Consider the following 12,303-nt stretch of genomic DNA (forward strand, 5'->3'; position numbering starts at 1 on the left):
CGATCACCCCTATATCACGGGCTATTGTCCCTCTATGGGCCTGCGCAAAACCACGGTCTTGCCTTTGCCCTTCGGCAATGCAACATTCCAATGCAGATACAAAAACAGGGCGCGTCCCAACTAGGGTCTCAGGGCAGAATGTTTCGACACCGACGGCAGTGCTGTGCGCTGAATACCATGACGCGAGCAAAGTCTCCGCAGCCGGGCACGCGCTGACGGCCATGGCGCTGTCCGACGCGAACTGGCTGAGAAAGGCGCCGCCCGTCTCGCGCGGTCCCTGGCGGATCGGCGTGCTCCGCGCCGCGCCGCTGTTCGCCCTGGCCATGGCGCTGCTGGCGATCGCGGCTGATCTCGCCGCCGAATTCTCCTCGGCCGACGATACCCAGATGCACCTGATCGGCATTGTCTGCATGATCGGGATCTGTGTCGTGGCCGCAGTGATTCTCGCACGCGAAGGTGCACGCGTGCCCGGTGCAGTAGTGGCGGAAGAAAATGCCGACCAGCTCAATCTGGACAAAGAGGCCGCAGAAACCGCCAATTTCGCCAAGAGCCGCTACATCGCCAGCGTCAGCCACGAGATCCGCGCGCCGCTCAATGCGATCTACGGCTACGCGCAGCTCATGGAGCGCGGCGACCAGGTCGATTCGCGCGAAGCCGCGCAAGTCATCCGCCGCTGCTCGGAACACCTGACCAGCCTGGTCGACGGGCTGCTCGACATCAGCCAGCTCGAAAACGGCATCATGCGGGTCAAGCACGATACCGTTCGCTTTCGTGATTTTCTCGACCAGATCTTCTGGATGCTGCGACCTAGCGCGCAGGCCAAGGGACTGGATTTCATCGCCGACTATCCCGAACGGCTGCCTGAATATATCCGCATGGATCAGAGCCGGCTGCGCCAGGTGCTGATCAACCTCGTATCCAACGCGATCAAGTTCACCGAGGCGGGATCGGTGACCTTCAAGGTCGGCTACGCGGGACAGATCGCCACTTTCGAAGTGATCGATACCGGCCCCGGCATCCGCCAGGAGGACCGCGAGCGGATCTTCGATCCCTTCGAGCGCGGCGGTGACGCGCACGAGCAGGTGCAGCCCGGGGTCGGGCTCGGGCTGCCGATCACCCAGGCGATCGTCAAGATCCTCGGCGGCGACCTCACGTTCGACAGCATTCCCGGCCAGGGCACCCGGTTCAAGGTCACGCTGATGCTGGGCGACGTCGCCGGCAAGATCAGCGACCTATCGCCGTCGCGTTCCATCGTCGGTTACGAAGGGCCGCGCCGCTCGCTCCTCCTCGTCGATGACGACGTGCGGCAGCTTTCTTTCCTGCGCAATCTGTTGGAATCGATCGGCTTCGACGTCGCGGCCGTACCCAACGGCGAGACCGCAGTTGCGCTCTGCGAACGCCGGCGATTCGATCTAGCGGTGCTCGACATCTCGATGCCCGGCATGTCGGGCTGGCAGACGGCCTCCTACCTGCGCGAGAAGATGCAGCTCGACCTGCATATCGTCATGCTGTCCGCCAATGTGCAGGAATTCCACAAGCCCGAGACCCAGGTGATCGTCCACGACCTGTTCCTGGTGAAGCCGGTCGAATTCAACGCGCTGCTCGACGCGCTGGGCGGCCTGCTCAACCTCTCGTGGAAATGGGAAAACCTGGACCGGACCGTGCCGCTGCCCAAATCGGCGCCGACCGGCGACCTCTCCGAAGACGCCATGGTCCACGTCGAGCGGCTGCGCGATCTCCTGCGCATCGGCCACATCCGCGGGGTCGAGGCCGAGATCGCCGCGCTCGACGAGGCGGCACCCGAAGCGCGCGCGCTGATCGCGCATCTCTATGATTGTCTGGATCGCTACGATCTTTCTGCGATGGTAAGGAAACTGGAAAATGTCTGAAATGGCCGTAGCCCCGCGGCCGGACACGGTGCTCGTGATCGACGACGAGCCCGATTCGCTGCGCATGCTGACCGCGATGCTCGAAACCGCGGACCTGACCGTCCTGATCGCCACTTCCGGCAAGGCCGCACTCGACGTGCTGCAGCACGTCAAGCCCGACCTGATCCTGATGGACGCGGTGATGCCGGGGATCGACGGCTTCGAGACGACGACGCTGATCAAGCGCGATCCGGCGCTCGCCCCGATCCCGATCATCTTCATGACTGGCCTGACCGAAAGCGAGCACGTCATCGAGGCCTTCGAGGTCGGCGGCGTCGACTATGTGCGCAAGCCGATCAACTGGCAGGAACTGCTGGCGCGCGTGCGCGTCCACATGGCGCAGAGCCGCGCGGTTCACGCCAGCGTGACAAGCCTCGACGCGACGGGGCGGCTGATGATGGCGACCGACAGCGAAGGCCGCCTGCTCTGGTGCACGCCGCTTGCCGAACGCGCGATCGCGCGGGTCGCGCCCGGCTGGGACCGCGGCACGCCGGTCCTGCCGCCGCTGCTGCGCGGCGGCGTGCAAAAGCTGCTCGGCCAGGAGAATGCCAGCGGCTCCTCGATCCGTATCGAGCAGCCGCAGGGGACGATCGAATTGGTCGTCATCGACCGGCTTCGCGGCGACGAGGTGCTGATCCAGATCAACGAGCTCGATCCTAAGCAGGACGTGCTGCGGCTGCAGAACGGGCTCAACATCACCTCGCGCGAGGCCGAGGTGCTGCTCTGGGTCAGCTACGGCAAGTCGAACTCGGACATCAGCGACGTGCTGACGATCAGCCCCCGCACGGTGCAGAAGCACCTCGAGCACATCTACGACAAGATGGGTGTGGAAACGCGCTCTTCGGCGGCGGCGATCGCGATCAAGATCATCGGGCGGTAGGAGGAAGCGTCTACCGCGCCGCGCGCAATGGATCAGGCAGCCGGCTTGGCCGCGATCGCTTCGATCTCGATCAGGTAGTAAGGGCCGACCAGCGCGGCTACCTGGAAAGTCGAACGGGCAACCGTGACAGGCGTCTCGGCCGTGCCGAAGAAGGTCTTGAAGCCCTCGTTGGCGCCGGCGAAGTCCATGCGCCCGGTCTTGGGATCGGGCGCGAGGAACAGAGACAGCTTGATCGTGTCGGACATCTTGTAGCCCTGGGTCTCCAGGATCTTCTTGATCTTGCCCAGTGCGCTGATGGTCTGGGTCTTGGTATCCCCCATCTCCTCTACACTCTTCACATCGGCCATCGGCTTTGCGGGGTCGACCGGCGACGGGAGCTGGCCCGAGACGTAAAGCATCTCCGCCCCGGCACCGACCTTGGCGGCGTCGAGGATGATCGCCTGGGGATTGCTCTTGATGCGCGTGACCTGGGCGTGAGCCCCAGACGGCAACAGCGCGGCCGATAGTACGGCGGCAAACAGCATTTTAAATCGCATGGATCTTCTCCTGGACGTCTTGGCAAGCATGGTTCAGCCCTTCGCCGCTGCCGCAGTGCGGGGCTGGAACATCGTCGCGACCACGCCGATCGAATCGCGCGCAGCGGCGTAATCGGGCTCTTCGTTGGGATCATTGAAGCCGAAGGCCTCGTCGGCGCCGAGCGCCTGGACGAGGATGCCGTCGCGGCGCGCGAGCACCGAGACGTGGTTGTACTGGAGGCCGTAGTCGACCTCGGGCTGCGGCAGCAGCCAGGCGATCTGACCGCGCACCGGGACAATGCTCTCGTCCTTCATCAACGCCCGCGCGCCGTAGCCCGTGCAGTTGACGATCGCCTTTTCGCGAATGCGCGCGAAGTCGGCGGGGCCGGTCAGTTCCATCGGCACGAAGCGCCCCCCAGCAATCAGGAAGTCGCTTTCGAGCTGGTGGTAGAGGTCGGCAACGTTGTAGCGCAGCGTGCTCGTCCGCCGCACGAAAGGCATGGAGAACGGGTGCGCGCCGCTGGCGAGATCATCGTTGCGCGGCGTGAGGTCCTTCACCCGGTCGTCGTAGTCGACAAAGGTGTCGCTGCCGCCGCCCGGCATGGCGATCACCGTCTTGGGGCGCTTCTCGAACGGGGTGTCCGACAGCACGTAGCGGTCGACCCATTCGACGGGATTGCCGGCGAGGCCGAGGTAGGATTGGTGCACGGTGAAGGTACGCCGCGCCATCCGTTCCCACTTGGTCGTGAAAGCATCGTTGACTGCGCCGTCCATGGCAACGCGGCTGTGCGGCGACCAGGTGCCGGTCGCCCGTGCAGAGCGGACGTCGGGAAAGCGATCCCTGGCGTAGATCGTGACCTTCAGCCCCAGGCGCTGGGCGGTGATCGCGGTGGTCATGCCGATCGCGCCGGCGCCGACCACGGCAATCTCCTTCGCACCGGTCTGCAGCAGCAACGGCAGCGCCTCCATCGCCGAGCCCCAGGACAGCGACCATCCGCTGCCGCCGTGGCCGTAGTGATGGAGCACGGTCTTGCCCGCGATCTGCTCGACTTCCATGCGCGGCCCAGCGGCACGGAAGGGACGAAGGCAGACGGTGACCTTGAACATGCGGTCGGCCCGCGCCTTGACCGGTGCCAGTGCAGGCGGCGAAGCGAAGGCCGTCTGCGCCATCAGCCTGGCCGGCAAACCGCCGGCGGCCCCAAGCGAACCCCACGCTGCGCTTCGTAAAACCGCCCGACGATCGACCATGCGTTCTTGCGCTCCTCCGCGGCCCGATTCGCCTGCGCAAAAAACGGCGCGGAACGGCCTGCGAAGCCCATAATCTAAGGATTCCAGCCAATCGGACCCTACGCATATCGGCGTATGGGCAACCCCCGCGCTTTCGAGTGGACTGAGGCTTCAATCGGGAAGTCACCGCGACAGGGCGAAGACGTCTTCGAGAGCAAAAGATAAAAACGGGTCGCGCAAGTTGAAGACCACGACGCGCGGACCTGTGAACAAGAGGGAGAGATACGACAAAACATGGGGGTGACCAATGTCGCGTATCTCTAAAGTTGCTATTGCCGTACTTCTGGGTTCTACAACTCTAACTAACGCCCAAGCCGCTTTGGCTCAGGCTGATCCCACACCCGCGCCGACCGAGGTCCAGACCACGGATACTGGGTCGGGCGCCGACGACATCATCGTCACCGGCACGCGCGAAGTCGGCACCAAGGCCGCAGACGCCGCCGCGCCGATCCAGCTCCTCTCGCAGGAAGCGCTCGAGCACGTCGGCCAGCCGAACCTCAACCAGGCGCTGACCCAGATCGTGCCGTCGTTCACGGCGCAGACGCAGGGCACCGACATGGCGAGCTTCTCGCTCTCCGCCCGCCTTCGCGGCGTCAGCCCGAACCACACGCTGGTCATGGTCAACGGCAAGCGCCGCCACGGCAACGCGATCCTTCAGGTGATCAACGGCGCCTTCGGCGGCTCGGCCGCACCGAGCATCGACCTCATCCCGCCGGACTCGGTCCAGCGCATCGAAATCCTGCAGGATGGTGCCGCCGCGCAATATGGTTCGGACGCCATCGCCGGCGTCATCAACATCATCCTCAAGAGCAACGATTCGGGCGTTTCGGCCAAGGCCACCGCCGGCGAATACTATGACGGCGAAGGCCGCACCTACAGCGCCAGCGGCAATTTCGGCCTGCCCGTGGGTGACAGCGGCTTCCTCAGCGTGACGCTGTTCCAGCGCAGCAACGACTATACCAAGGTCGGCGACGGCCAGTTCACGGTGCGCAACATCAACGGCTCGCGCAACACGGGCATCACCGGCGCCTTCGCACCGATCTACGATTCGGTCATCGCCCGCAACGCCGACGCCAACATCAACGGCGGCCAGCCCAAGTCGCAGCTCTACATCGCGTCCTACAACTTCGGCTACGACTTCGGCGGCGTCGAATTCTATTCATTCGGCGACGTGTCCTACCGCCACGGTGATGCTCTTCAGGGCTACCGCCCGCCGAACCGCATCTGCTCGTCGAGCACTCTCCCCGGGACTTGCCTCCAGTCGACCATCACCAACGGCCTCGTCCCGCACATCGAGGTCAAGCAGAACGAATTCGCGCTGACCGGCGGCTTCAGGGGCGAAGTGGGCGATGGCTGGAACTGGGACCTGTCGGGGACCTATGCCGAGGACGTCGCCAAGATCTATACGACCGGCTCCGCGAACGCGTCGATGTTCATCAACACGTTCAACGCCGGCAGGAATGCCGCCTACTGCGCAGCCAATAACTGCGTAGGGTTGACTGCGACGCAGATAGCAAACGCCGCCAACGCTTCGGCTACTGCCGTCGCCGCAGGGCAGGCTGCCGCCCAGACGCCGAGCTATTTCTACGACGGCTCGTTCAAGTTCACGCAGTTCGTCGGCACGCTCGATATCCGCAAGGAACTCGATGTCGGCATGCCGCTGACCCTCGCGTTCGGCGGCGAATATCGCAAGGAGACCTATGCGATCAGCGCCGGCGATGCTGCATCGACCTATTTCGAAGGCGGCCAGTCGTTCCCCGGCTACACGGCCGGCGATGCCGGCACGCTCAAGCGCGACGCCGAGGCAATTTACATCGACCTCATCGCCAAGCCGGTAGATGCCTGGCAGGTCGATGTCGCCGGCCGCTTCGAGCACTACAGCGACTTCGGCGACACGGTGATCGGCAAGCTCACCACGCGCTATGACTTCTCCGACGCCTTCGCTCTGCGCGGCACGGTCAGCACGGGCTTCCGCGCTCCGACGCTGCAGGAATCGGGCTACTCGTCGACCAACGTCGGCCCGACCAGCGCGACGCTTCAGCTTGCGCCGAGTTCGCCCGGCGCGGCGGCTGCCGGCTTCGGTGCACTCAAGCCCGAGAAGTCGCTCAACTTCTCGGCAGGCGTCGTGCTGCGTCCGATACCCCGCCTGGTCGTGACGCTCGACGGCTACTACATCAAGATCAGGGACCGCATCGTCTCGTCGGGCTCGATTACCGGCCAGGACTCGTCGCCCTTCCCCGTTCTGGGCATCCCGCGGACGAACATCATCAACGGCGTCACGGCGTTCCAGCTCGTGCAGAATGCGATCGCGGCGAGCGGAAAGAACCTTGATCCGACGGTGGTGCAGTCCGGCTCGCTCGCGATCCAGACCTTCACCAACGGCATCGATACGCGCACCTACGGCCTCGAGCTGTCGGCCCGCTATCCCGTCGAGCTCGGCTTCGGCAAGCTCGATCTGTCGCTGGGCGCCAACTACAACGATACGAAGGTCACCAAGAACAAGCTCGGCACGCTGTTCAACCTGGCGGCGTACTCGATCATCGAAGACTCGAGCCCCAAGTTCAAGAGCGTGTTCGGCGCTCTGTTCAGCAGCGGCGGCTTCACCCTGAGCTCGCGCGCGACCTACTACAGCAAGACCACCACGCTGGTTCAGCCGAACGCCTTCTCGACGACGGTCCGTCCGATCACTGGTGACGGCACGGCGGGCTACTACGAGGGCGTAGTCAAAGCCGCGGTCATCTTCGATCTCGAAGCGAGCTACGACCTGACCAAGTTCCTCAATGTCGCGGTCGGCGCGAACAACCTGTTCAACAAGAAGCCGGAGATCCCGGCTCTGGTTGCCGACTACGATCCGGCCAACCCGCGTGCGGGCTGGCTGGCGGGCCGCTCGCCCTACGTCAACGGCGGCGGCACGATCAACGGCCCCTACACGCACGGGCCCTACGGTACCAACGGCGGCTACTACTACGCCCGCCTCTCGCTGAACTTCTGATCATGGCCGGGCAGGCGCATCCGCTGCGCCTGCCCGGTTCCTATTTCGTGTCCCCAGGGAGAAGATGATGAAGCAGTTGATGAGCCTAGCCGCCGCTTCCGCGGCGCTCGCCCTTTCCGCGGGCACCGCGCATGCCGCAAAGCCCAAACCCGCGCTGGTAGTCGAGCGCACCGGCCAGCCGACTGGCGTGATTTCCAGCACGGCCACTGTGCCGGCTGAGATGAAGCTGATCTTTCTCTCGGGCAGCACAGCGTCGCCGCTCGATCCGGCCAAGCCCGACGATTTCGGTGACACCCGCCAGCAGACGCTTTCGATCCTCACCAAGATGAAGGCGCAACTGGAATCGATGGGACTCGGCATGGGCGACATCGTGAAGTTGAACGTCTTCCTCGTCGCCCCGACGCCCGGCGGACGGATGGATTCGGCGGCCATGAACGAAGTCTTCAAGACCTTCTTTGGCACGCCCGAACAGCCCAACAAGCCCACGCGTTCAACGGTGCAAGTCGCCGCGCTCGGTCGCCCGACCACTTATGTCGAGATCGAAGGCATCGCCGCCAAGGCACCCTGATTTCCGCAAGACCCGAAGTTTCCCCGAGGGAAAGGATCGCCTGAAAGGTGTCCAGCACGATTTCCGATATGTCGCCGCAGACCCGGCGCGAACTGCTGGCGATGATCGGCAAGGTCGGCGGCGGCCTCGCCATGTACCAGGCGATGACTGCACTCGGCCACGCCGCCGAGACGCAGTTCACCGGGCCGCCGAACTTATCGGGGGCCCGGCCGGGCGCGAGCGTGCTGGTGCTGGGCGCAGGACTCGCCGGCATGGTCGCCGCTTACGAACTGACCAAAGCAGGCTACAAGGTTCAGGTGCTCGAATATCAGGACCGGCCCGGCGGGCGGAACTATTCGGTGCGCGGCGGCGACAAGATCGTCGAGGTCGGCGGCGCGACGCAGACCGTCGGTTATGCGCCCGGTAACTACCTGAACCCCGGGCCTTGGCGCATCCCGCACCACCACCGCACACTGATCCACTACTGCAAGGCCTTCGGCGTCGAGCTGGAGCCTTTCATCCAGCTCGATCACAACGTCTTCGTTCACAAGTCGGACGCCTTCGGCGGCAAGCCGCAGCGCTACAAGGAGCTGGCGACCGACTTCAAAGGCCACGTCTCGGAGCTTCTCGGCAAATCGCTCAACGCCGGCGCGCTCGATGCTGCAGTGACCAAGGAAGACAAGGACAAGCTGCTCGAAGCGATGCGCGACTGGGGCGCGCTCGACAAGAACATGGCCTATTCGAGTTCACTCGCCGTTTCGGGCCAGCGCGGCTACGATCAGGCGCCGGGAGGCGGTGTGGGCGGCGCGCCGACGCCGTCGAAGGTCAACGGCCTGTCCGACGTGCTGGCCTCGCACGTCTGGACGCAGATGGGTTTCTATTTCAGCTACGTCATGCAGACCACCATGTTTCAGCCCAAGGGCGGCATGGACATGATCGGCAAGGGTTTCTACCGCCAGATCAACAAGATGGTCCGGCTGAATACCAAGGTGACCAAGGTCGCCCAGGACGACAAGGGCGTTACGGTCTCGTGGCAGGATGCCAAGACCGGCCAAGTCGGCGAAAGCAAGGCCGACTACTGCGTCTGCACGATCCCGCTACCGGTCCTCAGCCAGCTCGACATCCAGGTCGCGCCGAAGACGCAGGCCGCGATCAAAGCCGTGCCCTATGGCAGTGCCGTCAAGATCGGCCTCGAGATGAAGCGGCGGTTCTGGGAAGAAGACTATTCGATCTACGGGGGGGCACAGCTTCACTGACCAGGCGATCGGGCTGATATCCTACCCCAACTTCGATTTCTTCAAGGACGGGCCGGCCGTGGTGCTCGGCGCCTTCGCCAATGGCAGCGCAGGGGCGTTCCAGCTCGCCGGCATGACGCCCGAGCAGCGCATCCAGGCGGCGCTCGACCAGGGCGCGGTGTTCCACCCGGATTCCTATCGCAAGGAGTTCGCCAATGGCGCCTCGGTCGCCTGGAGCCGGATGCCCTGGATCCTCGGCTGCTCGTCGCGCTGGACCGATGACTTGCGCGCGACGCACTACCAGAATCTCGTCGCGATCGACGGGCGCATCGCGCTCGCAGGCGAGCATGCGTCCTACTACGGCGGCTGGATGGAGGGCTCGCTGCTCTCGGGCATCGACGCCATCAAGCGCGTGCATCAGATGGCCATGTCTGCATGAGCAGGACCAGGCATGCGATGACTGTCGTGCTCGGCGCAGCGGGCCTGCTCGCCGGAGCGACTTTCGCTGCGCGGGCGCAGGACGCGCCCGGTGGCGTCACCAGCGTCCAGGTCGCGGACGAGGGCAAGCAGGTCTACGAGCAGATCTGCCAGGCCTGCCACATGGCCGATGCCAAGGGCGGCGGCAGCGCGGGCGCGATGATCCCGGCGCTGGCGGACAATCCGCGGCTCAAGGACCCCAACTATCCCATCGTCATCCTGCTCAAGGGCCGCGGGGGGAATGCCCTGGTTCAGCGACATGCTGACCCCGGCGCAGATGGCCGCGGTCATCACTTACGTCCGCGGCCATTTCAACGCCTACCCGGACCCGGTGACCGAAGCCGAGGTCAAGAAGCTCGCGGCCGACCCGCCGCCGGTGCCCGAATGCAACTGCACGCGATAGAGATCAGGGGACACAGACAATGACCGCGGAACTGTCGGCGCCGACCCGGCGCGAACTGCTCAGCGCCATCGGCAAGGTCGGCGGCGGCATGGCCATGTACCAGGCGATGACCGCGCTGGGCCATGCGGCAGAGACCCAGTTTACCGGCCCGCCGAACCTCACGGGCGCGCGCAAGGGCGCGAGCGTTCTCGTGCTCGGCGCAGGCCTTGCCGGCATGCTCGCCGCCTACGAGCTGACCAAGGCGGGCTACAAGGTTCAGGTGCTCGAATACCAGGACCGTCCCGGCGGGCGGAACTACTCGGTGCGCGGCGGCGACAAGATCGTCGAGGTCGGCGGCACGACGCAGACCGTGGGCTATGCCCCGGGCAACTACCTCAATCCCGGCCCCTGGCGCATCCCCCCACCACCACCGCACCTTGCTGCACTACTGCAAGGCCTTTGGGGTCGAGCTCGAGCCGTTCATCCAGCTCAACCACAACGCCTTCGTCCACCGCACCGACGCCTTCGGCGGCAAGCCGCAGCGCTACAAGGAGCTGGCGACCGACTTCAAGGGCCACGTTTCCGAACTGCTGGCCAAGTCACTCAATGCTGGCGCGCTCGACGGCAAGGTGACCAAGGAGGACAAGGACAAGCTGCTCGAGGCGATGCGCGACTGGGGTGTGCTCGACAAGAACATGGCCTACTCCAGCTCGCTCGCGGTCTCAGGCCAGCGCGGCTACGATCAGGCCCCCGGCGGCGGGGTGGGCGGCGCGCCGACGCCGTCCAAGGTCAACGGCCTGACCGACGTGCTGGACTCGCACGTCTGGACGCAGATGGGCTTCTACTTCGGCTATGTCATGCAGACGACGATGTTCCAGCCGAAGGGCGGCATGGACATGATCGGCAAGGGTTTCTACCGCCAGATCAGCAAGCTCGTCCGCCTCAACACCAAGGTGACCAAGGTCGCGCAGGACGATAGCGGCGTTACCGTGGGCTGGCAGGATGCCAAGACCGGGCAGATCGGCGAGAGCAAGGCCGACTACTGCGTCTGTACCTTGCCCGCGACGATTGTCAGCCAGCTCGACATCCAGATGGGCGATGCCAAGAAGGCCGCGGTCAAGGCGCTGCCCTACAGCGGCCAGGTCAAGATCGGGCTCGAGATGAAGAGCCGGTTCTGGGAAGAGAACTACTCGATCTACGGCGGCCACAGCTTCACCAACCAGGCGATCGGCCTAGTCTCCTATCCCAATTACAACTTCTTCAAGGACGGGCCGGCCGTGCTGCTCGGCGCCTTCGCCAGCGGTGCGGGCGGCTACCAGCTTGCCGGCATGACGCCCGAGCAGCGCATCCAGGCGGCGCTCGACCAAGGTGCGGTGTTCCATCCGGCCGAATATCGCCGCGAGTACATGAACGGCGCCTCGGTCGCCTGGAGCCGGATGCCCTGGATCCTCGGCTGCTGCGCGTCCTGGACGGAGGAATCGCGCGCCGCGCACTACCAGAACCTCGTCTCGCTCGACGGCCGCATCGTTCTGGCGGGCGAGCACGCGTCCTATTACGGTTGCTGGATGGAGGGGGCGCTGCTGTCATCGATGGATGCTATAAAGCGGCTCCACCAGCGGGCTCTCCAGGCCTGACGGAACCACACAGGGAAAATGGATTCATACTGCCAATGAAAATACGAATGATTGCCGCCCTCGCCATGGCCGCCGCTGCCTGCTCGGCGACGATGACCTATGCCGCCGGTCCCGCGGGCGATCCGGTCAAGGGCAAGACGGTGTTCGCCCGCTGCATGGCCTGCCACAAGATCGACGCCAGCAACACGTCTGGCCTGGGCCCCAATCTCAACCGCCTCGCCGGGCGGCGCGCGGGCAGCCTGCCCGGCTTCCGCTATTCGCCGGCGATGGCCGGTTCGGGCAAGGTCTGGAACGATGCCTCGCTCGATGCCTATCTGACGGCGCCCGCGCGCAACGTTCCCGGCAATCGCATGGCCTTCCCCGGCCTGAGCAATCCGGCCGACCGCCAGAACGTCATCGCCTACATCAAGTCGGCTTCGAAGTAGC

General features: G+C 64.8%; 12 protein-coding genes and 1 pseudogene. 10 read left to right on the plus strand and 3 right to left on the minus strand.

Annotation, left to right across the window (positions count from 1 at the left end; translation table 11 throughout):
* Positions 1–221: 221 nt before the first annotated feature.
* Both KRR38_RS16715 and KRR38_RS16720 read left to right on the plus strand, forming a co-directional pair.
* Entirely contained in the window at positions 222–1,889 is a 1,668-nt protein-coding gene (locus tag KRR38_RS16715) for an ATP-binding protein (RefSeq protein WP_217403679.1), read from the plus strand.
* Positions 1,882–2,808 (plus strand): DNA-binding response regulator, encoded by a 927-nt coding sequence (locus KRR38_RS16720; RefSeq protein ID WP_217403681.1) that lies wholly within the window; start codon positions 1,882–1,884, stop codon positions 2,806–2,808. Before KRR38_RS16715 ends, KRR38_RS16720 begins: the two co-directional genes overlap by 8 nt.
* A 32-nt stretch (positions 2,809–2,840) precedes the next feature.
* Here the strand turns inward: KRR38_RS16720 and KRR38_RS16725 are convergent, their stop codons facing one another.
* On the minus strand, positions 2,841–3,344 hold the full coding sequence (locus KRR38_RS16725) for a Rid family hydrolase (RefSeq protein ID WP_217403683.1): 504 nt from the start codon (positions 3,342–3,344) through the stop codon (positions 2,841–2,843).
* 33 nt (positions 3,345–3,377) lie between these two features.
* Complete coding sequence (locus KRR38_RS16730; protein ID WP_254514844.1) at positions 3,378–4,493, minus strand: FAD-dependent oxidoreductase; 1,116 nt, start codon at positions 4,491–4,493, stop codon at positions 3,378–3,380.
* 364 nt (positions 4,494–4,857) lie between these two features.
* On the opposite strand from KRR38_RS16730, the gene KRR38_RS16735 reads away from it, so the two are divergent.
* The 5 genes from KRR38_RS16735 (at position 4,858) to KRR38_RS16750 (ending at position 10,287) form a co-directional block, all read left to right on the plus strand.
* Positions 4,858–7,602: a TonB-dependent siderophore receptor gene (locus KRR38_RS16735; RefSeq protein ID WP_217403688.1), complete on the plus strand. Its 2,745-nt coding sequence runs from the start codon at positions 4,858–4,860 to the stop codon at positions 7,600–7,602.
* Between the two features lie 67 nt (positions 7,603–7,669).
* Positions 7,670–8,170, plus strand: coding sequence for a Rid family hydrolase (locus KRR38_RS16740; protein ID WP_254514845.1), 501 nt, complete (start codon positions 7,670–7,672; stop codon positions 8,168–8,170).
* 47 nt (positions 8,171–8,217) lie between these two features.
* A complete protein-coding gene (locus tag KRR38_RS36185; RefSeq protein WP_309141068.1) occupies positions 8,218–9,405 on the plus strand; it encodes an NAD(P)/FAD-dependent oxidoreductase in 1,188 nt (395 codons plus the stop codon).
* 16 nt (positions 9,406–9,421) lie between these two features.
* Entirely contained in the window at positions 9,422–9,823 is a 402-nt protein-coding gene (locus KRR38_RS36190; protein ID WP_309141195.1) for an FAD-dependent oxidoreductase, read from the plus strand.
* Positions 9,820–10,287 (plus strand): c-type cytochrome, encoded by a 468-nt coding sequence (locus KRR38_RS16750; RefSeq protein ID WP_217403692.1) that lies wholly within the window; start codon positions 9,820–9,822, stop codon positions 10,285–10,287. The genes KRR38_RS36190 and KRR38_RS16750 overlap by 4 nt, the downstream gene beginning before the upstream one ends.
* On the opposite strand, the gene KRR38_RS36195 is transcribed toward KRR38_RS16750, so the two are convergent.
* Positions 10,268–10,480 (minus strand): hypothetical protein, encoded by a 213-nt coding sequence (locus KRR38_RS36195; RefSeq protein ID WP_254514846.1) that lies wholly within the window; start codon positions 10,478–10,480, stop codon positions 10,268–10,270. The two genes, KRR38_RS16750 and KRR38_RS36195, sit on opposite strands and share 20 nt — an antisense overlap.
* Between KRR38_RS36195 and KRR38_RS36200 the strand changes: the two are divergent.
* The 3 genes and pseudogenes from KRR38_RS36200 to KRR38_RS16760 form a co-directional block, all read left to right on the plus strand.
* Positions 10,479–10,547, plus strand: a pseudogene (locus tag KRR38_RS36200) (hypothetical protein); the annotation flags it as partial. The gene KRR38_RS36195 and the pseudogene KRR38_RS36200 overlap by 2 nt on opposite strands.
* 73 nt (positions 10,548–10,620) lie before the next feature.
* Entirely contained in the window at positions 10,621–11,877 is a 1,257-nt protein-coding gene (locus KRR38_RS16755) for a flavin monoamine oxidase family protein (protein WP_254514847.1), read from the plus strand.
* Between the two features lie 47 nt (positions 11,878–11,924).
* Positions 11,925–12,302, plus strand: coding sequence for a cytochrome c family protein (locus KRR38_RS16760; RefSeq protein WP_217403694.1), 378 nt, complete (start codon positions 11,925–11,927; stop codon positions 12,300–12,302).
* Position 12,303 lies beyond the last annotated feature (1 nt).

This window comes from Novosphingobium sp. G106, from assembly GCF_019075875.1.
Taxonomy (GTDB): domain Bacteria; phylum Pseudomonadota; class Alphaproteobacteria; order Sphingomonadales; family Sphingomonadaceae; genus Novosphingobium.

Coding starts and splice junctions, on each gene's coding strand:
- KRR38_RS36195 (WP_254514846.1), bottom strand. CDS start 10,480: ATGCCGGCAAGGCCTGCGCCGAGCACGAGAACGCTCGCGCCCTTGCGC.
- KRR38_RS16720 (WP_217403681.1), top strand. CDS start 1,882: ATGTCTGAAATGGCCGTAGCCCCGCGGCCGGACACGGTGCTCGTGATC.
- KRR38_RS16725 (WP_217403683.1), bottom strand. CDS start 3,344: ATGCGATTTAAAATGCTGTTTGCCGCCGTACTATCGGCCGCGCTGTTG.
- KRR38_RS16755 (WP_254514847.1), top strand. CDS start 10,621: ATGCCCCGGGCAACTACCTCAATCCCGGCCCCTGGCGCATCCCCCCAC.
- KRR38_RS16750 (WP_217403692.1), top strand. CDS start 9,820: ATGAGCAGGACCAGGCATGCGATGACTGTCGTGCTCGGCGCAGCGGGC.
- KRR38_RS16715 (WP_217403679.1), top strand. CDS start 222: ATGGCGCTGTCCGACGCGAACTGGCTGAGAAAGGCGCCGCCCGTCTCG.
- KRR38_RS16740 (WP_254514845.1), top strand. CDS start 7,670: ATGAAGCAGTTGATGAGCCTAGCCGCCGCTTCCGCGGCGCTCGCCCTT.
- KRR38_RS16760 (WP_217403694.1), top strand. CDS start 11,925: ATGATTGCCGCCCTCGCCATGGCCGCCGCTGCCTGCTCGGCGACGATG.
- KRR38_RS16730 (WP_254514844.1), bottom strand. CDS start 4,493: ATGGCGCAGACGGCCTTCGCTTCGCCGCCTGCACTGGCACCGGTCAAG.
- KRR38_RS16735 (WP_217403688.1), top strand. CDS start 4,858: ATGTCGCGTATCTCTAAAGTTGCTATTGCCGTACTTCTGGGTTCTACA.